Below are 25,343 nucleotides of genomic sequence, written 5' to 3' on the forward strand. Positions count from 1 at the left end.
TGGGCCGTATGAGGCGATCTCCTACGAACGCGAACGATTCAACCTGTTGTCAACACAGCACTTGGGCCACTCGAATCCCGAAGCGTGGGCCGGGTGCCGACGTGGATGCCCTCCCCCTTCGGGCGGATCCTGCCCAGCGCGGCGGCATCCGGGACGCGCACCTCGGCCAGCGAGAGCGCAGCGTCGGGTGCGACCGAGGCCGTCGTGAGAGCGGCCACGGGGACGTCTAGCGCGTCTGCCAACACGCCAGCAGCGCGTGCGGCATCCACCTCGACCTCGACGCCGTCCACCGTCGCCATCGCCGCGACGACCGCCACGACCCCGCGGGAGGCGAGGTCGCTCAGCCACCCTGCACGACCGGCCACGACGCGGCCGGCCACCTGCTTGAGGAGCCCGCGGTCGGACCCGAGCAGGCCGATGCCTGAGACGCCCGCCTCGTTGAGCTCGTGGGTGATCTCGCGGTTCAGAACCCGCACGGCGCGCTCGACCGCGCCACGGCCCTCTGCATCCGCTGCGTGCCACACGCCGTGCGTCGCCGTCGGCATCCGGCCGAGCGATTCGAGGGCGCGCTCGCCCCGCTCCCCGCTCCCGTGGACCAGCACGAGCCCGGTGCCCCGCGCGGCCACATCCCGTGCCAGTCCAGGCACGAAGAGCGGGTCGCCGAGGAAGTAGGGATCGAGGTAGACGACGAGCATGGGGCCGGAGAAATGGGGATCGAGGTACGTCGAGCGGCCCGCAGGGGTGCCGAGGCCGCTGCGGAGTCGATGCGAAGGTGCTCGGCAGACCGAGGCCGGAGGCCTGTCCCCCGTCGTGGGCCGACGAGTCCGCGGAAACCTGGACCACCTCGGCGTCATGCCAGCGGCTCCTCCCCGGTTCTCCCAGCACCCCATGCATCTCTTCCGCGTTCTGCTCGCCGCTCTCCTTCTTCCGCTCCTCGCCGGGTGCGACCTCTTCGGCTCCGACCCGACGATCATCGAGGCGATCAGCGCCGAGTCCGACCTGGGGACGCTCGAGTCGGCGATCCTCCGCGCCAACCTGTCGGCCACGCTCAACGGCGAGGGGCCGTTCACCGTCTTCGCCCCCACCGACGCCGCCTTCGACGCGTACGCCGCCGAGAACGACATTTCGGAGATCGAGTTGCTCGGTGCGACGACCCTGTCCAGCCTCCTCCGCGTCCACGTGGTCGCGGGCGAACTGTCGCTGGAGGACCTCCAGGTGGGCGACGTGATCACGACGCTGAATGGGGAGACGCTGACCGTCACGACCGCGTCCGGCACCGTCGGGCTGGACACCGAGGACGCCGGGCCGTCCTCGAACGCCCGCATCACGACGCCTGACATCGAGGCCTCGAATGGGGTCGTGCATAAGATCAACGGCGTGCTGGCGCCGACCGATACCTAGAGCCTGTCCTGAAGCGAAAGGCCCTGACCGACCCGCGCTTCAGGGCCATCAACGGCAGGCCTCGCCGCAGCATCGGGCGACGATGGACCGGGCTGCCACGGCGACGCCGTCGGCCAGCCGTCGGGCGCGGTTGGCGCCTGGAGCGAAAGGACGGGTGACGAGGACGACCTCGCTCCGACCACCCCGAAATGGCCGGTCGGCGTCCCCGATCACCTCTCGACCGGGCGCAGACGGTCGGCGAGTTGGCGGAGGTAGAGCGAGCGCGGGCTCAGGTCGGCCCGATTCGTCCCCTCGACGTGGGGCGCGGTCGTGAGGAAGGGGCCGCGGTTGGAAACCGCGCCCTGGACCCCGATGGCGTAGTTCTGGGCCGTCGGCGGCTTCTCCACGATCACGAGCGCCCCGTTCATCTGCGCGTTCCACACGACGCAGTTGGCGCACGCCCACCCGTGCTGGGTCCCGTAGTCGCCCCGGTTGCCGAGGTGGATGCGCCGGTCGTGGGTCTCGCGCCCGACCGATCCCACCTCGGTGTGGTGGTCGTAGAGGAAGCCCATGCTCCACTGTCGGTGCGCCTCGCTCGACGTGAAGGCGTCCTCGGAGACGTTGTCGAGGAAGACGATCCCCGAGTCCAGCGTCTCGCCGTTGCCCACGTAGGCGTGACGCCCATGGGAGGCGACGTTGCCCTGGAACAGCACCAGTTGCGACTTCTCGACCATGAAGTTGTACCGCCGCCCACCGTCCACCACCGAATGCGGGGCCAGCGCGCGGCTGTCGCGAACGGTCACGTAGCGCGAGTTCTCGACCCGCACCCCGGCCCGCCAGAAGTGTCGCGCCGTCACGCGCTGCACCCAGCCGTCTTCCACCAGGGCCAGCACGACGGCGTTCTCGGCCTGCGTCTCGTCGGTGTCGCTCGCCGTCTCGATCTCGATCCGCAGGTCCTCCACGCCCACCTCGCGGATCAGGAACCGGTCGTCGCGCCAGTAGACGTAACTCGGCGAGAGGGACCGGTCGAGGCGGTAGAACGTCGGCGCGTCGAGCGTGACCATTGAGCCCGTCACGTCGGTCACGGTCCGCGCGAAGGCGATGGGGTGCTGGCCGACGGCCCATCCCGGCTCGCTGGCCGTCGCGCCGTGGTCGACCGCCTCCAGCCACCCGGCCGTCGCCGGGTGGTAGACCACGACCGGGGCGCCCGGCCGCAGCCCCTCGGGGTGATCGACCCGGAACGACCATGCCCCGACCGGCACCACGTCGTCCTCGATGAACGCCGACGCGTGGCCCTGCGCCCGACGAATCAATGCGTCGCCGCTCCCGTGCTCCCTCTGTCCGACGTATACGACGGGCTCCGGGTTGGCGCCACTCCGCCGCAGGACGGTGCTCGCGGTCGGGTCGTCGCCGTCGCCCGCGCCCCGCAGCACGACGCCGCTCGCGCGGATCACGAGCGTACCGGCGATCTCGAAGGTGCCCGCCGTGAGTTCGAGCGCACCGCGCCGCCCGTCCGGCCCCACCGGAAGAGCCATGACGGCGTCGAGGGCCGCCTGGATGGACGCGGTGTCGTCGCCCTCGACCGGTGCCAGGGTGCGGACCGTCGGGACCACTGGAAGGTCCACGCCGCCGCCGCGGTAGCCTGCGCGCGAGAAGTCCGGCACGCGGTTGCCCTCGGCATCGGTCGCATACTGGAGGCGCCCGTCGGGGCCCGTCGACACGATGGCCGACTCCCAGCCCTGCGCCGCGCAGGCGGTCGCTGCCAGCGTCAGGAGCGCCGAGCCGAGGAGCAGGCGGCACGTCACCGCACGACCGTGACCGGCGTGCTCACCACCTCCGCCTCGGTGGCGAGGCGGACGAGGTAGGTGCCCGGTGCCAGCCGGCCCGTCTCGACGCGCACGTCGTAGCGTCCGGCGGCGCGCGGCCCGTCGAGCACCGTCGCCACCTCGCGCCCGAGCACATCCACCACGCTCAGCCGCACGTCGGCGGCGGTCTCCAGTACGAACCCGAGGCGGACGGCCCCGGTGGCGGGGTTCGGCGCGGGCGGCAGCAGGCGGGTCGCCACGGGGCCAACGCTCTCGGCCGGGAGCGGATTCAGCCGGTCCTCGACCTGGCGGAGGTAGAGCGAGCGCGGGCTCAGGTTGGCCCGGTTCGTCCCTTCGATGTTGGGTGTGGTCGCGAGAAACGGGCCGCGGCTGGAGACCGCACCCTGGACCCCGATGGCGTAGTTCTGGGCCGTCGGCGGCTTCTCGACCACGACCAGTGAGCCGTTCATCTCGGCGTTCCAGACGGCGCAGTTGGCGCACGCCCACCCGTGACCGGTCCCGTAGCTCCCCCGGTTGCCCAGGTGGATGCGCCGGTCCGAGGTGCTCGTGCCCGTCGACCCGATCTCGACGTGGTTGTCATAGAGGAAGCCCATCCCCCAGCGGCGGTGCGCCTCGCTCGACGTGAAGGCGTCCTGCGAGGTGTTGTCGAGGAAGACGATGCCCGAGTCGAGCGTCGTCCCGTTGCCCACGTAGGCGTGCCGGGCGCCGCTCGCGACGTTGCCCTCGAACAGGACCAGCTGCGACTTGTAGACCTCGAAGTTGTAGCGCCGGCTGCCCTCGACCAGCGAGTGCGGGTCCAGCGCGCGGCTGTCGCGGACGGTCACGTAGCGCGAGTTCTGGACCGAGACGCCCGCGTGCCAGAAGTGGAGCGCGGTCACGCCGGTCACCCAGCCGTCCTCGACCATCGCCAGCACGACCGCGTTCTCGGCCTGCGTCTCGTCGGTCTCGCTCACCGTCTCGATGTCGATCCGCAGGTCCTCCACGCCCACGTCGCGGATCAGACCGGACGCGTCGCGGAGGTAGATGTAGGACGGCGACACCGGCTTGTCGAGTCGGTAAAAGGTCGGCGCGTCGATCGTCACCGTGGAGCCGTTGAGGTGCTCGATGGTGCGCGCAAACGCGACCGGGTGCTCGCCGACTGCCCAGGGGGCGTCGCCCGCGGTCGCGCCACGGTCCACGGCGTTGATCCAGTTGAGGGTCGCCGGGTGGTAGATCACGATCGGGTCGCCGGGCGCGTAGCGCTCGGGGTTGTCGAGCTCGAACGACAGCGTGCCCACGGGCAGCAAGTCGTTCGAGATCACCGAGGGCGCGCGCGTGCTGACGCGCCGGATCAGCGCGTCGCCGGAGGCCGACTCGCTCCGGCCGACGTAGACGATGGGGTCCTGGTTCGCGCCGCTGCGCGCCAGGACAGTGTTGGTGGCCGGGTCCTCGTCGTCGCCCGCGCCCCGCAGCACGACGCCGCTCTCGCGGATGACGAGCGTTCCGGCGATCTCGTAGGTGCCCGCGGCCAGTTCGACCGCGCCCCGGAGGCCGTCGGCGTCGGGCGTGCGCGCCATCGCCTCGTCGAGCGCAGCCTGGATCGAGGCGGTGTCGTCGCCGTCGACGGGCGCCACGGTCACGACGGTCGGCACGGTGGGGATCGGCTCCAGGCCGCTCCCGTACCCCGCCCAGCCGAAGTTGGGCATGCGGTTGCCCTCGTCATCGGCGGCGTAGTCCAGCATCCCGTCGGGGCCGGTGGAGACGATCTCAGACTCCCACGCCTGCGCCGAGGCGGGCGCGGCCAGGCCGAGAAGAAGGGCGAAGAGAGCGAGGCGAGAGTTCATCAGATGCGGGAGCCGGGAGGGCCGAAAGGGGTCCGGCCGCCACCCCACACAGGGAGCGACGGCCGGACGAGCGACCGATCGCGCTAGCGCGCGACCGTGAACCGGCTCGTGCGCGCGCGGACGAGCCCGCCCGCCTCGGCCGTGGCGCGGACGAGGTAGACGCCCGACGGCAGCGACGACGCGTCGACCGCGACCGACTGGCGGTCACCGGCGGCGACCGTCTGGGCCGGGACCGTCAGCACGCGACGGCCCAGCGTGTCGAACACGTCGAGCGTGACCACGGCGGCGGCGTCGAGCGAGAGCTGGACCGCGAGCCGACCCGCGGACGGGTTCGGGAAGGTGCCATCCAGCGCGAAGCCGTCCGCACCGGGCACGGTCTCGTTGGCGACGCTCAGCCCACCGCCGGCCTCCCACTGCTCCAGCAGGGCCGGGAAGTAGGTCAGGGAACCGAGCGGGAAGCCGCCCTGCGCGGCCGTGTAGGCCGCCTCCGTGGAGGCGTAGGAGAGGTCCTCCGGCGGCGGCTGGTCAGCCGGGAAGTAGTTGCCGTCCTCCTCACCGAACGCCCAGGTGCCCGGGTCCGCCGCGCCGTCGCGGAAGGCGCTGAGCCACGCGATGTAGTCGGTCAGGTCCGGGGGCGTCGTGAAGCCGATGTCGTAGGTCTCGTTGTTGCCGACCACGACGCCGGCGTTGGCCGCGACGTACTCCAGCAAGCCGTTGTCCAGCAGCGCGCGGGGCTGGATCGGGTCGCCCGCCGCCGTCCGCGCGTCGTAGTACGCCTGGAGGTCGGCGGTGATCATGTAGCCGTTGTTCTCGATCCGGATCGTCCGGTCGGCCTCGGTGAAGCCGTTGTCGATGCCCGCGTCGAGCGAGTCGAGCGCGACCACGCCCTGCGGCAGCACGCCGTCCTCGACCGGCGGCTGGCCGTCGCCGTAGGGGTTGACGACGAGGTTGTTCGTGAACCGGTAATTGATCGCCTGCGTGCCGAACGCGTTGGTCCACATCTCGCGGTTCGTGCCGTAGACCGTCACGTGGTCGAACACGACCGTGTTCATCTCCGACCCGTCGTAGCGGACGAGGTAGCCGGAGATGTTCAGGAACGACGTGTTGGTGACCACCAGCGAGTCGGCGCGGACCGTCCGGTAGTCGATCGGGCGCCCGTTGGAGGTCCCATCGTTGCGGACGAGGTTGCGGAACTGGCTGTTCGAGATGAGCAGCTTCGTGTCATCCACGTTGACCTCGATCAGCCGCGAGCGGCCGCCCTGGAACACCGAGTTGTCCACCACGAAGCGCATGCCCGGCGCGTTGAGCGCGAACGTCGTCGCGACCTCCCCCTGGCTCGGGTCGACGGCCAGGAAGTAGAGGCCCGAGAAGTACACGTCCCCACCGAGGTTGGAGTAGCGGCTGCCGGGCGGCGTGCCGGTGTTGTCCGGCGCGGGGTAGATCACCGGCCGGGTGCCCTCGGTCCCCTCCGCCTTGATCCGGAGCGTGTAGCCCTGGTTGTTGATCTCCCGCGTGACACCGTAGTAGGCGCCCTGGCGGAGCACGTAGACGCGGTCCGCAGGGCGAGCGGTGTCGTTCTCGATGGCGTCGTTGAGCACGCCGGGCGGGCCGGGCTCGACGATCAGCTCGGACTGTGCGGCCGCGTCCGGCGCGACGGCCAGGGCGAACGCCGCGGCGAGGAGCAGGCTCAGCCTGCGGAAAGAGGTGGGGGCAGCAGCACGCATGGAAGCGGGGTCGAAAGGGGAAGGAGCGCGACCGCGAGTCCGGAGCGTCGCTCCGGCCCGGCCCGGTCGCAGGGCCGGGCGAAGGGTCAGGGCCGGATGCGGAGCCCGAGGTTGAAGGAGCGGCCGTAGAACTCGTTCTGGCCGGGGTAGAAGCCCGCGCTCGTGAGCGCCAGGTCCGGCCGGTTGGTCAGGTTGTTGAGCTGCCCGAACAGCGTCACCGCGGGCACCAGGCGGTAGTTGGCCTGCGCGTCCCACCGGACGTAGGTGTCGAAGTAGCCGACCGTCCGGAAGCTGTTGCCGTAGCCCGTCAGGTTGCCCTCCTGGTACAGCACCGACACGCGTCCGGAGAAGGGCCCGCGGTCGTAGCCCAGCGCCACGTTCGCGATCCAGTCCGGCTGGTCAAGGAGTTGGACCTCCTCGGTCTCCGTGAAGTAGGTGACCGTCGGGAAGTAGAAGGGCGGCGGGCAAGACGACCGTCGCCGCGGCCGTGGCCACGGAGCTCGCCGCCCGCGGCCACGCCGTCCACCTCACGACGACGGACCCGGCCGCCCACCTGGGCGACGCCCTCGGAGAGGACGTGCCGGGTGAGATCACCGTGAGCCGGATCGACCCCGCGGCGGAGACCCGCCGCTACACCGATCGCGTGCTCCGGACGAAGGGCGCGGGCCTCGACGACGACGCTCGGCGGCTCCTCGCCGAAGACCTCCGGAGCCCCTGCACCGAGGAGGTCGCCGTGTTCCACGCCTTCAGCAAGGCCGTCGGCCGCGCCGCGCGGGGGTTCGTGGTCATGGACACGGCCCCGACCGGCCACACGCTCCTCCTCCTAGACGCGACGGGGTCGTACCACCGCGAGGTCCTGCGGTCGAGCGGGCTTCCGGCCGAACGCGTCACGACCCCGCTCATGCGGCTCCAGGACCCCGCCTTCACCCGTGTCCTCGTCGTCACGCTCGCCGAGACGACGCCAGTCCGCGAGGCTGCCGCCCTCCAGGCCGACCTCCGACGGGCCGGCGTCGAGCCGTTCGGGTGGGTCGTCAACCGCTCGCTCGCCGCCGCGCGTCCGACCGATCCGCTCCTCGCAGCCCGCGCCGCCGCCGAGGTCCCCGAGGTCGAGGCCGTCGCCGAGCGCCATGCCCCCGCCGGGCCAGACGGCCCTCGCCTGGCCGTCATTCCCTATGAGATCGAGCCCCCCGTCGGGGGAGCCCGCCTTCGCGCCCTCGCGCGCGGCGACGTGCGCTCCGACGCAGCATCCCTCTCCCCTGCCTAGCCCCTCCCCCGTTCCCCGAGACCCATGCCCACGACCCTCGCCGTTTTCTCCGACGTCCACGCCAACCTCCCCGCCCTCAAGGCTGTCCTCCGCGACATCGACGCCCGCATCGGCCGCGGCGAGGCCGACGCCGTCTACTGCCTCGGCGATCTCGTCGGCTACGCGACGTGGCCCAACGAGGTCGTGGCCGCCGTTCGGGAGCGAGGCATCCCCACCATCGCTGGGAACTACGACGAGGGCGTCGGGCTGGGCTCCGACGACTGTGGATGCGCCTACGTAACCGACGAGGACAAGGCCCGTGGGACCGAGTCCATCGCCTACACCAACGCCACCGTCACCGACGCGACCCGGCGCTACCTCCGGGGGCTCCCGCGCCACCTCCGTGTCATGCTGGCGGCCCCCCGAGAGCGGAAGGCCGAGCCCATCGAGGTCCTCCTGGTCCACGGCAGCCCCCGGCGGATCAACGAGTACCTGTTCGAGGACCGGCCCGACGACCTGATCCTGAAGCGGATGACCGAGGCCGGGGCGGACGTTCTGCTCTTCGGCCACACCCACAAGCCCTACCACAAGGCGCTCGCGACGGAGACCGAGGCGGGCGAGACGGTCTACCGCCACGCGGTCAACACAGGGTCCGTCGGCAAGCCGAAGGACGGCGACCCGCGTGCGTGCTACGTCCTGCTCACGATCGACCCCGAGCGGCCGAAGGCCGACCCCGGCTACTGCTCCGTCGAGCACGTCCGGGTCGCGTACGATGTCGAAGAGGCCGCGCGGGCCGTGGAGGCGAGCCCGCTCCCCGACGCCTTCGCCCAGATGCTCCGCGACGCCTAGCGCCAGCGTCCACCCCGAGCCTGGTCAGGATTCTCCGGAACGAGCAAACTTTCACCTTTCCCTGAAAACACGGACGCCGCATGCCCATTCCAGGCCACACCCGCACTCGCGGGCCCTTTCTTCCCCCCTGGTACCCCTCATGCACATCCTCCGAACCGCCCTCGCGGCCCTTTTGCTCGTTCCCATGCTGGCCGCATGCGACTCCAACGACCCCGACCTCGACATCGTCGACACCGTCGTCGCCGACGCCCAGTTGACCGTTCTCGAGCAGGCCGTCATCGAGGCCAACCTGACCGGTGCGCTCAGCGCCGACGGCCCGCTGACCGTCTTCGCCCCCACCGATGCGGCCTTCACGGCAGCCCTGGAGGCCCTCGACCTCACGGCCGCCGAGCTGCTGGCCAGCCCCGACCTCGCCGCCATCCTCCAGGTCCACGTCGTCTCGGGCGAGTTCGAGGCCGACGACCTCGACATCGGCGATACGCTGACCTCCCTCAACGGTGAAGTCCTCACCGTGGTCGCCGACGGCAGCGGCCTCGGGCTCGACACCGAGGACGAGGGCACGGCGTCGAACGCCACGATCGTCACGACCGACATCGAGGCCTCGAACGGCGTCATCCACAAGATCGACTTCGTGCTGCTGCCGACCGACAACTAGTCGGCCGCGTCTCAGACGCATCGCTGGATCGGCGGGGCTCTCCTTCGGGAGGGTCCCGCCTTTTTGTGGGCCCACGCCCGCCTCGGGAGCGTCGGCGAGGGGCGGACGGGTTTTGTCCACAGTCCTTGCCGGAAGCGGGCGGCGTCCGCGACCTTGGGGGCCGTCCCCCACGATCCGCACATGCCCGAGTTCTGCCACCTCCATTGCCACACGCAGTACTCGTTGCTCGACGGGGCCGCGCGCATCGACAAGCTGATCGGGCGGGCGCAGGAGCTGGGCCACCCGGCCGTCGCGATCACGGACCACGGGAATCTGTACGGCGTCCCCGAGTTCTACACCAAGGCCCAGCGGGCGGGCATCCAGCCCATCATCGGGTGCGAGTTCTACGTCACGGCGTCCGGCATGGACGACAAGACCGACCGCGTCCGCTACCATCAGGTGCTGCTGGCCAAGAACCACGAGGGCTACAAGAACCTCGTCAAGCTCTCCTCGCTGAGCTACACCGACGGGTACTACTACAAGCCGCGCATCGACCGGGACACGCTGCGCAAGTATTCCGCCGGGCTCGTCGCCACGACGTGCTGCCTCCAGGGCGAGGTGCTCCAGGCGATCCTGAAGAAGGGCGAGGACGAGGCGCGGGCCATCTTCGAGGAGTACCTCGACATCTTCGGGGAGGACTACTACATCGAGGTCCAGGACCACGCCATCCCCGAGCAGCGGCAGTGCAACGCCGTCCTGATGCGCTGGGCCGAGGAGTACGGCGTCAAGGTGATCGCGACCAACGACGTCCACTACGTCCACCAGCAGGACGCCGAGGCGCAGGACGTGCTGCTGTGCCTCCAGACCGGCAAGGACCTCCACGACCCGAACCGGATGCGGTTCGAGAACGACCAGTTCTACCTCAAGACCGCCGACGAGATGCGGCTCGCCTTCGGGTCGAGCGTCCGCGACGGCGTGTTCACCAACGAGGCGGCGGTCGACGCCGCGCTCGACGCCACGCGCGAGATCGCGGACAAGTGCAAGCTGGAGATCCCGATGGGCCAGCTCCTGATGCCGCACTTCCCCATCCCGGACGCGTTCAACAACGACACCGGCGCGTTCCTCCGGCACCTGACCTACGAGGGGGCCAAGAAGCGCTGGCCCGAGATCACCGAGATCATCCGCGAGCGCCTGGACCTGGAGCTAGGCGTGATCGGGTCGATGGGCTTCGACGGCTACTTCCTGATCGTGCAGGACTTCACGACGGCGGCCCGCGACCTCGGCGTGTCCGTGGGCCCGGGGCGTGGCTCGGCGGCGGGGTCGGCGGTGGCCTACTGCCTCGGGATCACCAACATCGACCCGCTCCAGTACGACCTGCTGTTCGAGCGCTTCCTCAACCCGGAGCGCGTGTCGATGCCCGACATCGACATCGACTTCGATGACCGCGGGCGCGGCAAGGTGATCGACTACGTGGTCGAGAAGTACGGGCGCGAGTCGGTCTGCCAGATCGTGACCTTCGGGACGATGGGCTCGAAGTCGGTCATCCGCGACGTGTCGCGCGTCCTCGGCGTGCCGCTGCCCGAGGCGGACCGCATCGCGAAGATGATCCCGGACGGCGTCAAGGTGTCGCTGGAGAGCGCCAAGGGCGAGGTGCCGGAGTTCGCCAAGCTCTACAGCGACCCGGACCCCACCATCCGCAAGCTGATGCACTACGCGACCGTGCTGGAGGGCTCGGCGCGGCACACGGGCGTCCACGCGGCCGGCGTCATCATCGCGCCCGGCGACGTGAGCCAGTACGTGCCCGTCTCCATCCAGCGCGGCAAGGGCGGCGCGGGCGACTCGATGGTCACCCAGTACGACGGCAAGTACATCGAGGACTTCGGCCTCCTCAAGATGGACTTCCTGGGCCTGAAGACGCTCACGATCCTCGACGACGCCCTCTCGCTCATCCGGGAGAACCAGGGGGTGGAGATCGACCTCGAGACGGTCCCGCTGGACGACCCGGACACGTACCGCCTCTTCCAGAAGGGCGACACGGTCGCCATCTTCCAGTTCGAGTCGTCCGGCATGCGCGAGTGGATGCGCAAGCTCAAGCCGACCACCCTGGACGACCTGATCGCGATGAACGCGCTCTACCGGCCGGGGCCGATGGACCTCATCCCGACCTACATCGCGCGCAAGCACGGCCTGGAGCCGGTCGAGTACCCGCACCCGATGCTGGAGGGCATCCTGGCGCCTACGTATGGCATCCCGGTCTACCAGGAGCAGGTCATGCAGATGGCGCAGGTCATGGGCGGCTACACGCTCGGCGGGGCCGACCTGCTGCGGCGCGCGATGGGCAAGAAGAAGCAGTCCGAGATGGACAAGCAGCGCGTCACCTTCGTGGAGGGCGCGGCCGAGAAGGGCGTCCCGGAGAAGAAGGCCAACGAGGTCTTCGACATGATGGCCAAGTTCGCGGGCTACGGCTTCAACAAGAGCCACTCGGCGGCCTACTCGGTCGTGGCCTACCACACGGCGTACCTCAAGGCCCACTACCCCGCCGAGTTCATGGCGGCCGTCCTGACGACGGAAATGGCGTCCTCGGACAAGCTGGCGATCGCCCTGGAAGCGACGCGCGTGGCGGGCATCGACATCCTGCCGCCGTGCGTCAACCGGAGCCAGGCGTACTTCACCGTCGAGCACGGGCGCATCCGGTTCGGACTCGCTGCCATCAAGGGCGTCGGCCAGGGCGCCATCGAGGCGCTCGTCGAGGCGCGCGACGCGATGGGCGGGGCGTTCGACGACCTGTTCTCGCTCTGCAAGGACCTCGACCTGCGGACGGTCGGCAAGAAGACGCTCGAAGGGCTCGCCTCGGCAGGGGCGATGGACACCTTCGAGGGCCACCGCCGCCAGTTCGTGGACGCCATCGACCTCGCGTGGAGCTACGCCCAGAAGCACCAGGCCGACAAGGCGGCGGGCCAGTTCTCCATGTTCGGTGCCGCCGAGGACACCGGCTCGTCGTTCGTGCCCGCCCTCCCCCACTGCGAGCCGTGGACCAAGGGCGAGACGCTCCGCTACGAGCGCGACCTGATGGGCTTCTACGTGTCCGGCCATCCCCTCGACGACTTCGCGGCCGAGGTGGACACGTTCGGCACCGTCCAGCTCGGCCGCGCCGACGGCGTCATGCACGAGTCCGACCAGACGGCCATCGGCATCGTGACCGAGATCACGCGGCGGACCACCAAGTCGGGCCGACCTATCGCGTTCGTGACGCTGGAGGACACGACGGGCGCCGCCGAGGTGGTGCTCTTCGCGCAGACGCTCGAACGCTGCGGCCACATGATCATGCTCGACGAGGTGATGATGGTCAAGGGCAAGGCCGAGACCTCCAGCGGCACCATCAAGCTGGTCGCCAAGGACATCCTGCCCATGTGGCGCGTCCGCGAGCAGCTCGTCAAGGCGATCACGCTCAAGATCGACGTCGACACGACGACCGAGGCGGACGTGACGGCGCTCAAGGCGCTCTGCGACGCGCACCCGGGGGCGTGCAAGATCTACTTCGAGCTGGAGTCGGCGGCGATGCCGCGGCCGGTGCGCCTGCACGCGCGGACGGCGGTGGTGGACCTGACGCCGGAGTTGATGAAGGGGCTGCGGCGGCAGTTGGGGACGGAGGCGATGATACTCGAGTCCGAGGCATAGAAGACGGCTCAAAATGGCTACCAACTGGAGCCACGTGGTCCAGAAAACACGACTGCACTGATACTGGGCGATCACACGAATCGGACCGCTGTTCTTGTGAGGCAAACCGGACGACGCTAGGATGCCATCGGATGCACCCCTTCTGGTTGCACCGCGCCGTCCGCAGGACCGATGGCCCGGCACCGCCTCGCGCACGACGCGCGGACGATGAGGGTGCGAGGTCGGACCGGGCGATGCCCCCGATCCCTCCCCTGCCCGCCCTCCGATGTCCACGACCAACGCCCCCGATCGCACCGACCCCGCCGCCATCGCCCTCGCCGGGTGGACCGGCCACGAAGGTCGCGACCCGATCCAGATGGGCTTCTGGGTGCCCAACCATCTCTGGGCCACCGCCCACTACCTGGTCCCCTTGCGGAAGGAGATCGCCCGGCGCCGCGAGGCCGGGACGCTCGCCCCCATGACGCCCGCCGTCGCCGACCTGAAAGCCTGGGTCACCGCGAACAGCGTGTACCGCATGTGGGTGACCTCGATGATCGAGCAGGCCAACGCGTACGTCGCCTCCCTCGTCCTCGACCCCGGCTCCCCGTGGCTCCCGATCTTCGAGGACGGCGACGCGCTCTGGATCGAGAGCTTCGACAGCCTGTTCGAGATCCTGAACGAGATCGTCACCACGTCGCCCGGCTTCAACGAGACCGTGATGGTCGGCACCCCCATGAACGGCCTGCTGGCCGTCTCGATGGCGACCGAAGCGGGGCTGGCCCTCTTCCACGACGCCACCTTCAACGCGCAGTTCAAAACCGTTCTCGACGCCTGGAACGCCTTCCTGAAGTCGCCTGCCTCGCTCGACAAGCTCGACATCGCCGACCCCGAGAAGCCCGGCTCCTGGATCTCCCAGCAGGCCTGGGATGCGGGCGTCTGGAACGAGATGGTCTACGACAAGACCGCCCCCGGCTACGGCTTCAGCAGCTGGAATGACTTCTTCATCCGCCAGTTCGTGCCGGGCGCGCGGCCCTTCCAGGGCACGAGCGAGGTGGTCAACATCGGTTGCGAGACGACGCCGTGGCAGTACGCCAACGAACTGGCGCTCACGACTGACTTCTGGATCAAGGATGTCAACTACTCGCTGCTCGACCTCTTCGGCGGCCAGACCGACGTAGCGACGCCGTTCGTCGGCGGCCAGCTGTACCAGGGCTTCCTCTCGGCGACGCACTACCACCGCTGGCAGTGCCCGCTGGAGGGCACGCTGGTTCGCTCGTGGGTGGAGCCGGGCACCTACTTCGCCCAGCGTCCGGGCCAGGCCGAGGGGCCGGGGACCTGGGAGGGCACCGAGTCCCAGCCCTATCTCGGCCACGTCGCCGCGCGGGCCATTTTCGTGTTCGAGCATCCCCAGTGCGGGCAGGTGGCCCTGATCTGCATCGGGATGGTCGAGGTCTCGACCTGCGTCATCAACCCCGACTTCCTCGTCGGCCCGAGCGACCCGCCGGTGACCGTCAGCCGAGGCGACGCGCTGGGGAACTTCGAGTTTGGCGGCTCGACGCACGCCATGATCTTCCAGCCCGGCAAGGTCCAGCTCGAACCGTGGGCGCTGGACGCGGTCGCCCACCGCGAGGACAAGACGCCGACGCCCCTGGGCAGCATCATCGCGCGACCGGTCGGCTCCTGAGCAGACGCACCGGGAGACTGCCCGCCTCGACGCCGAGGCGGGCAGAGGCGCGCCGGGTTCAGGCATTCCCGCGTCGGGGTCGCCCTCGGACCCCGTACGCCCCCCGACGGTGCAAGGCGTCCGTTCCCCCGCTACGATGCCGCCCCTCCCCCGCCTTGGTCTCCTGGTCGCCCTCCTCGCCGTCACCGGCTGCGGCGACACTGCCCGCCTCACCGTGGCCGAGGGGTCCGGGCCGACCCCCACGATCCCCGAGCCCACCCCGACGCTCATCCCGACCGTCAACTTCGCCAACGCCGAGCCGTGGCCCGACGGCCGGATGCCGATGCCCGCGCCCGGCCTCGTCGTCAACGCGTTCGCGTCCGGCTTCGACCATCCCCGCTGGCTGCACGTCCTCCCCAACGGCGACGTGCTCGTGGCCGAGTCCAACGCCCCTCCGGGCACCGGCACCAGCGGCATCCGCGGCATGATCCAGCGGGCGCTGATGAAGAAGGCCGGCGCCGTCACCCCCAGCGCCGACCGCATCACCCTCTTGCGCGACACCGACGGCGACGGTGACGGCGAGGTCCGCTTCACGCTCCTGGAGGGCCTGGCGTCTCCGTTCGGCATGGCGCTCGTGGGTGACCGGTTGATCGTCGCCAACAGCGGTTCGCTCGTCAGCTTCCCGTACACGCTCGGCCAGACGCGCATCACGGCCGCGCCCGACACCCTCGCCCGCTTCCCCGTCGGCCCCGTCAACCGCCACTGGACGCGGAGCCTCCTCCTCGCCCCCGACGGGCGGACGCTCTACGTCGGCGTGGGGTCGGCCAGCAACGTCGCCGAGCACGGCATCGAGATGGAGGAGGGCCGCGCGTCGGTCTGGGCCGTCGATGCGATCACCGGCGAGACGCGGATCGTCGCCTCCGGCCTCCGCAACCCGGTCGGCCTGGCGGTCGAACCCACCACCGGCGCCCTGTGGACCGCCGTCAACGAGCGCGACGAGCTGGGCAGCGACATCGTGCCGGATTACATGACGGTGGTGCAGGAGGGCGGCTTCTACGGCTGGCCGTACAGCTACTTCGGCGACACCGTCGACACGCGCGTCGAGCCCCAGCGTCCCGACCTCGTCGCCCAGGCTCTCGTCCCCGACTACGCGCTCGGCCCGCACACCGCGTCGCTGGGCCTTGCCTGGGTCGAGCCCGGCCTCTTGGGCGCCGAGGGCGGCATGGCCATCGGCCAGCACGGCTCGTGGAATCGCCGTCCGCCGAGTGGCTACAAGGTCGTGTTCGTGCCCTTCGCCGACGGCACGCCGGTCGGCCTCCCCCGCGACGTGCTGACCGGCTTCCTCTCCGAAAACGAGGAGGAGGCCTACGGCCGTCCCGTCGGCGTGGAGGTCACCGCCGACGGCGCGCTGCTCGTGGCCGACGACGTCGGCAACGTCATCTGGCGCGTCTCGCGACGGTAGCGCTCCCCACCTCGGCACCGAGGCGGGGGAGCGGCGCGTGCAGACGGCGGCATCGGTAAACTCTGCCTGACACCCCTCCGACCGATGCGCCTCGCCCTCCTCTCCTTCGCCCTGCTGGGCCTCGCGCTGCCCGCCTCGGCGCAGCAGCTCACGACGCCGCGCGTCAGCCCGCACGCTCGCGTGAGCCAGACGGTCGGCATGACCGAGCTGTCGGTCGACTACCACCGGCCCGCCGTCAACGGGCGCCGCGTCTGGGGCGACCTCGTGCCCTACGGCGAAGTGTGGCGCGCGGGCGCCAACGAGAACACGGTGTTCGACACCTCCACGGACATCGAGGTGGAAGGCCAGCCGCTGCCCGCGGGGCGCTATGGCCTCCACATGATCCCCACCGACGGCGACTGGACGGTCATCTTCTCGACGATGTCGGTCGCCTGGGGATCCTACACCTACGACCCGGCCGAGGACGCGCTGCGCGTGACCGTGACCCCGCGCGAGGGGCCGATGACCGAGCGCCTCGCCTACCGGTTCGACGACCCCACCGATGCGGACGCGTTCCTCGTCCTGTCCTGGGACGAGTTGGAGGTGCCCATCGAGCTCCACGTCTCCACCCCGCGGGTGGTCCTGGAGAAGATGGAGGCCGAGCTTCGGGGCGTCGACGGGTTCTACTGGGAGAGCTGGGACCAGATCGCGCGCTACGCCTTCGATCACCACGAGCGCGTCGAGGAGGCGCTGGGCTGGGCGGACCGCTCCATCGCCATCCGGCCGACGTTCGCCAACCACATGACCAAGGCCCGGCTCTACTACGCCCTCGACGATCCGCAGGCGGCTGCGGCGGTGGAGACCGAGGCCTACCAGCTCGCCACGGAGGAAGAAGTGCGCGCGTACGCCCGCGCCCGACGCCGAGCCGGACAGACCGCGGAGGCGGACGCTATCCTGGAGCGGATCGACGAGATTCCGTAGCCAGAACCCTGTGACACGCGGCTGACACCCGGTCGCCCCATCTTGCCCCTGCACCTCCGCAGTGGCGATGACCCGCTCGCAGCTTCCCGTCCTCCAGCGCGCCCTGAGCGCCCACGAGGCCACCCCGACCTCCCGCACTGCGGCCCACCTCGCGGATGCCCCGTTCCGCTTCGGCCCGCCCGAGCACCACGCACAGCCAGTGCCGCGCCCCGAGGGACCCGGCGCGCACTGGGCGCCGGCCGAGACGCTGTGCGAGCTGCGTCTCCGGGGCGTTAAGGTCGTCGAGACCACGCTCGGCCTCCGCGTGCGCCACGCCCATCGGCTGCCGGAGGTCGCCGCGGCGGTCCGCGCCCACGCCGACGTGGTGCGCCTGTGGCTCCGCCTCGGCCGCCCCGCCCCCGAGGCGGGCTGGGACGACGGGGTGGCACTCCAGGCCGCATGGCGGCGCGAGCGGTTCGCCTCCCCCCTCGCGCCGGTCGCGCTCCGCGCGGGCGTGACCGTCACCGACTGGCCGCGCTTCGTCGCCCAGATGGAGGCCGCCTACGCCGAAGGGCCGACGGGCCCGCTGGCCGACGCCGTCCGCCGAGACCTCGGGGATCTGTTCGATCGCTACGCCTGGGTGGCCGAGGTACCGGTGCGTCGCCCGGCCCGTGCGCTGGCTGCATAATCGGGCGTCGCCTCATGGGGAGGCGCCAACAGAGCGAGGCGAAGGCGGTAGTTTGGGACTCCCCTCTCTCTGGCCCCCGCCATGTCTTCGCTTCCGACCCTCGACCTCTCCCCGCTCTCTGAGAAGGACCAGCTTTCCTTCTTCGGCGCCCTCTTCGCGATGTCCGCCGCGGACCTCGACATGGACGAGAGCGAGGACGACCGCATCTTCGAGTCCCTCAACCTCGGCAGCCTCTCCGTCGAGGCCCGGAAGCAGATCTTCCAGCTCGCCATCCAGCCGCCGCCGCTGGAGCGCTGCCTGCTCCAGTTCCGCGACGCCGACCACGAGCTGCGCCGCGCGCTGATGCTCAACCTGATCGACGTCGTCCTCGCCGACGGCCTGATCGAGCCTGCTGAGCACGTCGGCCTCCACGAGGCTCGCGAGGTGCTCGGACTCGACCGCGACGACATGGCCCGGCTCCACGACATCGCCTTCGAGGCGCAGGGCACCGAAGTAACGCGCCCCATCCGTCCCGACCCGCTCCCGGCCGACTGACCGTCGGCCGACGCGGTGATCAGTATGGCGCCGGGTCCCGTGGAAGCGCGACCGGGTGGACGGGCGATCCCCCGCCGTCCGCCCCGCGGTGCTCGCGTGCCCAGCACGACCATGCCTGGGTGAACTCGGCCCCGACCAGCAGGATCAGCGCCGAGTAGTAGATCCAGACGAGCAGCAGGGCCAACGCCCCGGCGGCCCCGAAGGCCGAGCCGGGGTCGGCGTTGGCCAGATACACCGCCAGCGCCGATTTGCCGAGCGTGAACAGGATCGCCGTCACGGCCGCCCCTACCCCGACGTCGCGCCACGCGAGCTTGACATCCGGCAGCACCCGGAACACGACGGCGAACAATCCCGCCGTCATCGCCAGGCCGACGACCACGTTCGCCACGCGGAGCCCGAACCCAACCGCGCCCCCTCCCAGCGCCGAGGTCGCCACGTCGCCGAGGGCGGAGAGCACGGCCGAGAGCACCAGCGACACGAGCAGGAAGAACGCGACGGTCACCACCATCCCGAACGACAGGACGCGCTTGACAAGGATGCCGACGAGGCCGCCCTCCTCTGTGGACTCGTCCACCTCCCAGGCCCGGTTGAGGGCCTTCTGAAGCTGTCCGAACGCGCCCGTGGCGCCGAACAGGAGCGCTCCCAGGCCGAGCACCTTCGAGCCGAGGCTCGTCCCCGTCATGCTGGCATTCTGGATCATGGTCCGCACCGCATCCGCACCGTCGGGGCCGACGGCGGAGCCGACCTGGGCCGTGATCCCCTCGACGATGCGCTCCGGGCCGAGCACCGCGCCCGCCAGCCCGACCAGCAGGACCAACAGTGGGGGAAGCGAGAACACGGTGTAGTAGGCGATGGCGGCAGCGAGCGACGGCACGTCGTCGTCGGCCACCTCGCGGACGGTCGTCAGGACGAGCGACTTGAGGTCTGTTAGAGAGGGGTGCATCGAGAGGGACGGAGACGAGAGGATGAGCAGCTACGGAACGCCCTCCGGTCGCCTCCGTTCGCCTCCCCCCACCGAACGGCCATGCCCCTCCCCCGCCTCGACGACGACGGCCAGTCGGTCACCCTCGACCTACACGGCGTGCGCGTCGCCGACGCGCTCGACCTGGCCCACTCGGTCGTCGTGCAGGCCGCCCGGTATGGGCGGCACACGGTCCGCCTCATCCACGGCACCTCCACGGCGGATCGGGGCGTCGCGCAGACCATCAAGGGCGCCCTCCACGACGCGCTGGAAGAGGGGGCCTTCGACCGCCACGTAACCTCTAGCTTTCGCGGCGAAGGAATGCTGACGCTCGGCATCGCGCCCGCACCGAGCCCGCGTCCCGGCCGCCTCCGCCTCGCCGATCTCCGCTGATGAACCGTCCCCGTATCGGCGTCACCACGTCGCTCAACCTCACCGAATCGGGCGCTCGCGAGCAGCGCCTCGACCTCGCCTACGTGCGCGCCGTCGAGCGGGCAGGCGGCCTGCCCCTCATCGTTCCGATGGTCGCCACCGACGAGGCCGCCGAGGCGTTCGCCGCCCTGCTGGACGGCCTCGTGGTGACGGGCGGCCCGGCCGTCACGGACGGCCTCATCGGGGCGCTGCCCGAGGACATCGACCCGACCGACCCCGACCGCGTCGCGTCCGACCGGCGCATCCTGCGTGCCTTCCTCGACGCCCGGCGCCCGACCCTCGGCATCTGCTACGGCATGCAACTGGCGAGCGCGCTCGCCGGTGGCACCATCTACGCCGACGTGGAGACGCAGGTCGACGGCACCGCGACTCACAGCCGCGGCCGAGGCGGGACGACGCACCCTATCGACCTGGTCGAGGGGACGACGCTGCACCGGATCGTGGGCCGATCGTCCATCGAAGTCAACACCCGCCACGTGCAGGCGCTGGCCGAGCCCGGGGCCGACCTCGTGATCTCAGCCGTGGCCCCAGATGGCACCATCGAGGCCATCGAACGGACAGATGGGACGTTCGTGGGCGTACAGTTCCATCCAGAGGCCATGGATCCCCCGCTCGACGCGCTGTTCGAGGACCTCGTCGAAAAGGCCCGAGGCGCCTGAGACGGGAACGGATCGGGTCTCGGCCCGGTTTTTGAACCGTAGTCAGTCCCCCCGCCGCTCACTCTCCCCGATGCCCGTTCCGTCCGACCCGTCCGCGTTCTCCCCACTCCCCGACGACCTCGAAGGTGGCCAGCCGACCGGCGCCGCGGGAGCTCCGGCTGACGAGCACGACGACCTCTCGGCCCAGGGGGCGTCGGGCCGGCGCGCGTGGCGCGACGCCATGCGGGTGCCCCTCTTCTCGCTCGGCAGCCTCCTCGCCATCGGCCTGCTGGTGCTGGCGATGAACGGCGGCGACCTGCGGGCAGCGGCTCCCGCAGAGGCCCCCGTCGGCTCTACCGAGGCCGAGGCGCCCGTGGTCCCCTTCAGTCCGGACGACCCCTACACGTTCCGCGGACTCGACATCCACCCGGACCGTCTCTACGGGCAGTACTTCGCAGGCGCCTTCTCGGGCTCCGCCTCCAGCGGCGGCGCCGAGGACCGCCACCTCGCCGACTTCCGCTGGCGCCTCGACATGTACCGCAAGGCGTACGGGGTGGACGACAACTTTACCATCCGCGTGCTCGACGACCGCGACGGCCGCACCCTGGAAGTACTCCAGCTCCGAGACGTGAAGGACCGCTTCGACGGGTCGGGGCAGGCGGACTGGGACGCGGTCAACCGCGAGCGACGGACGGCCACCTCCGCGCTCCGTCAGAAGTGGGAAGCCTACGGCGTCCCCCGCGAGCACATCGTGATCCGTTGGGGCTATGCCGACCAGACGCTGGAGGCCCGTCAGCGTGACGCGCGGTACCTGACCTACGAGGTCAACCTGGCGCGCCGTCTCGGGCTGAGCGTGCTCGCCACCGAGATCGGCACCGTCGAGACGTTCAACCAGGACCGCCTCGTGTCGTCGGCGGGCGCGCGCAGCCGCTACCAGATGATGCCCGACATCATGCGGATGTTCGACGTGGAGCAGTACACGCTCCCGGTGGCCAGCGGCGGTCGGGTGGATGTCCGGGAGGAGCAGCACCCGTTGCTCGCGATGGAGCCCTACATGATGCTCGTCCGCGCCTATGCCAACTCGGTCGGCCACGAACTGCCGGGCATCTCGGCGTACCACACGGGCCCCGGCAACATCTTCGCGCTCTACCGCGAGTACATCCGCGCCAACCCCGGTGAGGCGCGCGGCCAGCACGTCTCGGACGCCTACATGTGGGGCGTCACCGACGGATTCGAGCGCGTGGACGCCGTCTCGAGCTTCGGGCCTCAGTCGCGCGTGTACGTGCTCAAGGCCTACGGCGCCCTCCGCGCCACGGAGGACCGCATGATCGACCCCTCGGAGACGATCCACGCCGAGCGGGTTCGCATCCGGGCCGGCTCCACGGCGAGCCTGTCCCAGCTTCTGACCGCCCTGGAGCCCCACGGACGGCGCCTCAACTGGGGGCCGGTCGAGGGCGAAACGATCTACGAGAAGTTCCGCGACCTCAACCCCCACATCGACCTGCCGATGGCGCCGGGTGGTGGCATCCCCGCCGCGGGTGACCTTCGGTTCTCCGCGTCGTCCGGCAGCACGCCGGTGCGCTTCTTTCTGCCTGCGGGCGCCACCTCCGTGCTTCAGCGGGTCGGGCTGGACGTGATCGGCGAGTCGGAGCCCTTCAACGAGCGCACCTTCCTGCTGGAGGAGGGCGAGCGGACGTCCACCGACGTGGCCTACGAGCGCCTCGTCGCCGACGCGGGCCGTTTCGGCTTCACGCGGGAGGCACAGCAGCGGCTGGACCGGATCCACGACCAGTTGCAGTCGCTCGCCTCGCAGAATCCGGACTCTCGCTACCGACAGACGCAGGCCAAGGTCGCCCGCATCCACCGCTCGATCTGGCGGACGGCTGCCTTCCGTAGCCTCGTCGCGACCACGGAGACCCTGCTCTCGGTCAACCCCCGGGTGAACCTCGGCCGGACTCCCGTCGCCGACCTGACGCCGGAGACGCCGCCGACGCCGCGGCAGCAGCAGCCCATCGAGCCGATCGCGCCCCGTCCTCCGCAGATCGAGGATCAGGTCGCGTACTAGCCAGCCGTCCGAGGCCGGGCCTTGGGGAGTGGCCCCCTGTCGCTGTCCGCTACGGCGTCGACACCAGCGTGCCCTGCATGAAGCGCGCGTGGCCGGGGTAGGTGCATATGAACGGGTACTCGCCCGGCGGGGGCATGGTGAACACCACCGCCATCCGTTCGCCCGGCCCGGCGAGGGGCGTCGCGGTGAGAATCGCAGGGTCGTCGGGGAGCCGGTCGCCCGACGCCTCCTGCCCGATGCGCTCCACGTCTGCCTCGGCAGCCACGACGACCACGTTGTGGACCATCGCGGGGCTGGTCGTCTCCGCGTTGTCGATCACGAGGCGCACGGTGGCACCCGCGGGCGCCTCGACGCGGAGGGTCTCGAAGCGCATCGCGTTCTTCGCCGCCCGGACCACCACCTCGGCGTCCACCGCTTGCGCGAACAGCGCCTGCTGCTCCGGCGACGGACCGGGCGGCTCCGCGCACGCCCCGAGGCCGAGCAGGAGCACGACGCCGCACAGGACCCGACACCGGCCTTCCCATCGACGCCCTTCGTTTCGTCTGTCCAGATGCATCGGACTGCCTAGAACGACCATGCCGCGTCGTCCTCCTCGGTGCGGCGTTTGGCGCGGTGCATGAGCGTATCGTGGAAGGCGCGGACGGGCTCGTCCTCGGCGGGCCAGCGCAGCGAGTACCGCCCGTCCGGACCGAGGTCCCAGGCCTGACGGTTGTCATCGAGGCAGAACTTGAGCGTTCGCTTCAAGCGGGCGCGCGCCGTCTCGTCCTCGACCGGGAGCACCACCTCGACGCGGTCGTCGAGGTTGCGGCGCATCCAGTCGGCCGAGCCGATGAGGATGTCCGGATCGCCGCCGTTGTGGAAGTAGTAGATGCGGCTGTGTTCCAGAAAACGCCCCACGATCGACACGATCCGGACGTTCTCGGACACGCCGGGGACCCCCGGCCGCATCCGCGTGTGGCCCCGGATGATGAGGTCGACCCGGACGCCTGCCTGGCTGGCCTTGTAGAGTTCCTGGATGATGCCCACGTCGTCGAGCGCATTCATCTTGGCGATGATGCGGCCCTTCCGCCCGGCCTTCGCGTGCTCGATCTCGCGGCGGATCAGTTCCACGAACCGCGGCCGCAGGTCACGGGGCGCCACCGCCAGCGACTGGTACTCCTGCTCGGGCGCGTAGCCGGTCAGGAAGTGGAACAGCCCCACGAGGTCCTCACCGATGTCCTCGCGGCACGTGAACAGCCCGAAGTCGGTGTAGAAGCGCGCCGTGCTCGGGTTGTAGTTGCCCGTCCCGAGGTGCGCGTACGTCTTCAGTCCGCCCGCCTCCTCGCGGACCACGAGCGTCGTCTTGGCGTGGGTCTTGAGCCCGACCAGTCCGTAGGCGACGTGCGCCCCGGTCCGCTCCAGCTTCTGCGCCCACTCGATGTTGTTCTCCTCGTCGAAGCGCGCCTTGAGTTCCACCAGCGCGGCCACTTGCTTGCCCGCCTCGGCGGCCCGGATGAGGGCGCGGACGATGGGGCTGTCCTGGCTCGTCCGGTAGAGCGTCAACTTGATGGCGAGCACCTTGGGGTCCTCGGCGGCCTCCTCGATGAAGCGCTGGGTGGTCGCCGCGAAGCTTTCGTACGGGTGATGGACCAGCAGGTCGCCCTTGCGGATGACGGAGAACATGTCCTCGTCGTCCTCCAGCACCATGTGCCGCAGGCGGATGGGCACCACGGGCTCCCAGGGCAGGTCCTTCAAGTCCGGGCGGTCCGTGTCGGCCAGCGAGAAGAGGCCCGACAGGTCGAGCAGCCCATCCACCTCCACCACGTCCTCGGACTCGGTCAGGTTGAGCTCGCGGCAGAGCAGCTCGCGGACACGCTCGGGCATGTGGTGCTCGACCTCCAGGCGGACCACCTCGGAGAACTTGCGCTCGCGGAGTTCTTCGGAGATCATCGCCAGCAGGTCGTCGGCCTCCTCCTCACTCCGGTCGACGCTCGCGTTGCGGGTGACGCGGAAGGCGTAGACGCCCTCGACCTCCATGCCGCGGAACAGCTCCTCGGCGTTGTTGGCGATCACGTCCTCCACCGCGACCACATGGTGGTCGGTGCCCTCGACCTCCAGGAAGCGCCCCCGGCCCGTCGGCACCTTGAGCCGGGCGAAGTGCTCGGTGCCGCGGGTCGGGTGGCGGAGCGTGACCGCGAGCGACAGCGACAGGTTGGAGATGAACGGGAACGGATGCCCCGAGTCGACGGCCAGCGGCGTCAGGATCGGGAAGATGGTCTCCCGGAAGATGCGGTCGAGGGCGGCCTGCTCCTCGTCTTCGAGGTCGTCGTACTCGCGGACCACCACGCCCGCCTCGGCGAGGTCGGGACGGAGTTCGTCCTCCCAGAGGCGCGACAGCTCGCGCTGCATGGCGAGCGCGGCGTCGGTCGAGAGGTCCAGTTGCTCCCGCGGCGTCCGCCCGTCGGGCGAGAGCGCGCGGACGCCTGCGCCGAGCTGGCGCTTGAGGCCCCCGATCCGCTTGCGGTAGAACTCGTCGAGGTTGTTGGCCGTGATGGCGACGAACCGGACGCGCTCCAGCAGCGGAACCCGCTCGTCCATGGCCTGGAAGAGGACGCGTGAGTTGAAGTCGATCCAGCTCAGTTCCCGGTTGAAGTAGAGCGACGGATCGTCCAGGGACGGGTCCTCCGGCACCTCCGAAGGCACGACCGCCAGCGTCAGCTCCTGGTCCCGCCGGTCCGCGGCCTCGACATGCACGGGCTCCGCAGGCTCCGGCAGTGCGTCCCGTTCGATCTCGGCCTCGAGGAGAGGCTGGGGGGGCGTTTCGTCAGAAGGGGCGTTGGCCATGG

General features: G+C 70.4%; 19 protein-coding genes and 2 pseudogenes. 13 read left to right on the forward strand and 8 right to left on the reverse strand.

The annotated features are described in order from the left end of the window. Positions 1-38: 38 nt before the first annotated feature. Complete coding sequence (locus B1759_RS00740; RefSeq protein WP_095513115.1) at positions 39-695, reverse strand: hypothetical protein; 657 nt, start codon at positions 693-695, stop codon at positions 39-41. A 193-nt stretch (positions 696-888) separates the two neighbouring features. Between B1759_RS00740 and B1759_RS00745 the strand changes: the two genes are divergently transcribed. Next, positions 889-1,401, forward strand: coding sequence for a fasciclin domain-containing protein (locus B1759_RS00745; RefSeq protein WP_158225045.1), 513 nt, complete (start codon positions 889-891; stop codon positions 1,399-1,401). Positions 1,402-1,610: 209 nt separating this feature from the next. On the opposite strand, the gene B1759_RS00750 is transcribed toward B1759_RS00745, so the two are convergent. From B1759_RS00750 to B1759_RS00765, 4 genes and pseudogenes are all read right to left on the reverse strand, one after another. Then, the gene (locus B1759_RS00750) at positions 1,611-3,185 is read right to left on the reverse strand and encodes a peptidoglycan-binding protein (RefSeq protein ID WP_095513117.1); all 1,575 of its coding nucleotides are present in this window, start codon (positions 3,183-3,185) and stop codon (positions 1,611-1,613) included. Further along, entirely contained in the window at positions 3,182-5,029 is a 1,848-nt protein-coding gene (locus B1759_RS00755) for a peptidoglycan-binding protein (RefSeq protein WP_095513118.1), read from the reverse strand. The genes B1759_RS00750 and B1759_RS00755 overlap by 4 nt, the downstream gene beginning before the upstream one ends. 83 nt (positions 5,030-5,112) lie before the next feature. Further along, positions 5,113-6,753, reverse strand: a complete 1,641-nt coding sequence (locus B1759_RS00760) for a T9SS type A sorting domain-containing protein (RefSeq protein WP_095513119.1) — start codon at positions 6,751-6,753, stop codon at positions 5,113-5,115. Between the two features lie 86 nt (positions 6,754-6,839). Then, positions 6,840-7,154 (reverse strand): annotated as a pseudogene (locus tag B1759_RS00765) (hypothetical protein); the annotation flags it as partial. A gap of 62 nt (positions 7,155-7,216) precedes the next feature. On the opposite strand from B1759_RS00765, the pseudogene B1759_RS00770 reads away from it, so the two are divergent. From B1759_RS00770 to B1759_RS00810, 9 genes and pseudogenes are all read left to right on the forward strand, one after another. Next, positions 7,217-8,017, forward strand: a pseudogene (locus tag B1759_RS00770) (ArsA-related P-loop ATPase); the annotation flags it as partial. A 24-nt stretch (positions 8,018-8,041) separates the two neighbouring features. After that, the gene (locus tag B1759_RS00775; RefSeq protein WP_095513122.1) at positions 8,042-8,845 is read left to right on the forward strand and encodes a metallophosphoesterase; all 804 of its coding nucleotides are present in this window, start codon (positions 8,042-8,044) and stop codon (positions 8,843-8,845) included. Positions 8,846-8,984: 139 nt separating this feature from the next. Further along, positions 8,985-9,500 (forward strand): fasciclin domain-containing protein, encoded by a 516-nt coding sequence (locus tag B1759_RS00780; protein ID WP_158225046.1) that lies wholly within the window; start codon positions 8,985-8,987, stop codon positions 9,498-9,500. A 180-nt stretch (positions 9,501-9,680) separates the two neighbouring features. After that, positions 9,681-13,157 (forward strand): DNA polymerase III subunit alpha, encoded by a 3,477-nt coding sequence (dnaE, locus tag B1759_RS00785; protein WP_095513124.1) that lies wholly within the window; start codon positions 9,681-9,683, stop codon positions 13,155-13,157. A gap of 265 nt (positions 13,158-13,422) precedes the next feature. Beyond that, on the forward strand, positions 13,423-14,820 hold the full coding sequence (locus tag B1759_RS00790; protein WP_095513125.1) for a phosphatidylserine decarboxylase family protein: 1,398 nt from the start codon (positions 13,423-13,425) through the stop codon (positions 14,818-14,820). 136 nt (positions 14,821-14,956) lie between these two features. After that, positions 14,957-16,261 carry a sorbosone dehydrogenase family protein gene (locus B1759_RS00795; protein WP_095513126.1) on the forward strand — a complete coding sequence of 435 codons (1,305 nt, stop codon included), beginning with the start codon at positions 14,957-14,959 and terminating at the stop codon, positions 16,259-16,261. Positions 16,262-16,345: 84 nt separating this feature from the next. Next, entirely contained in the window at positions 16,346-17,221 is an 876-nt protein-coding gene (locus B1759_RS00800; RefSeq protein ID WP_095513127.1) for a DUF2911 domain-containing protein, read from the forward strand. Between the two features lie 67 nt (positions 17,222-17,288). After that, a complete protein-coding gene (locus B1759_RS00805; protein WP_095513128.1) occupies positions 17,289-17,888 on the forward strand; it encodes a hypothetical protein in 600 nt (199 codons plus the stop codon). An 81-nt stretch (positions 17,889-17,969) separates the two neighbouring features. Beyond that, positions 17,970-18,422, forward strand: a complete 453-nt coding sequence (locus B1759_RS00810) for a TerB family tellurite resistance protein (protein ID WP_095513129.1) — start codon at positions 17,970-17,972, stop codon at positions 18,420-18,422. A 19-nt stretch (positions 18,423-18,441) separates the two neighbouring features. On the opposite strand, the gene B1759_RS00815 is transcribed toward B1759_RS00810, so the two are convergent. Continuing rightward, positions 18,442-19,365: a YihY/virulence factor BrkB family protein gene (locus tag B1759_RS00815; protein ID WP_095513130.1), complete on the reverse strand. Its 924-nt coding sequence runs from the start codon at positions 19,363-19,365 to the stop codon at positions 18,442-18,444. Between the two features lie 81 nt (positions 19,366-19,446). Between B1759_RS00815 and B1759_RS00820 the strand changes: the two genes are divergently transcribed. From B1759_RS00820 to B1759_RS00830, 3 genes are all read left to right on the forward strand, one after another. After that, positions 19,447-19,776 (forward strand): Smr/MutS family protein, encoded by a 330-nt coding sequence (locus tag B1759_RS00820; protein ID WP_095513131.1) that lies wholly within the window; start codon positions 19,447-19,449, stop codon positions 19,774-19,776. After that, entirely contained in the window at positions 19,776-20,474 is a 699-nt protein-coding gene (locus tag B1759_RS00825) for a gamma-glutamyl-gamma-aminobutyrate hydrolase family protein (protein WP_095513132.1), read from the forward strand. The genes B1759_RS00820 and B1759_RS00825 overlap by 1 nt, the downstream gene beginning before the upstream one ends. Positions 20,475-20,544: 70 nt before the next feature. Beyond that, positions 20,545-22,518, forward strand: a complete 1,974-nt coding sequence (locus tag B1759_RS00830; protein ID WP_095513133.1) for a hypothetical protein — start codon at positions 20,545-20,547, stop codon at positions 22,516-22,518. 49 nt (positions 22,519-22,567) lie between these two features. Here B1759_RS00830 and B1759_RS00835 read toward each other — a convergent pair whose 3' ends face one another. Then, entirely contained in the window at positions 22,568-23,008 is a 441-nt protein-coding gene (locus B1759_RS00835; RefSeq protein ID WP_158225047.1) for a plastocyanin/azurin family copper-binding protein, read from the reverse strand. Positions 23,009-23,082: 74 nt separating this feature from the next. Next, positions 23,083-25,341 (reverse strand): polyphosphate kinase 1, encoded by a 2,259-nt coding sequence (ppk1, locus tag B1759_RS00840; RefSeq protein WP_095513135.1) that lies wholly within the window; start codon positions 25,339-25,341, stop codon positions 23,083-23,085. Positions 25,342-25,343 lie beyond the last annotated feature (2 nt).

The organism is Rubrivirga sp. SAORIC476, from assembly GCF_002283555.1.
GTDB lineage: Bacteria > Bacteroidota > Rhodothermia > Rhodothermales > Rubricoccaceae > Rubrivirga.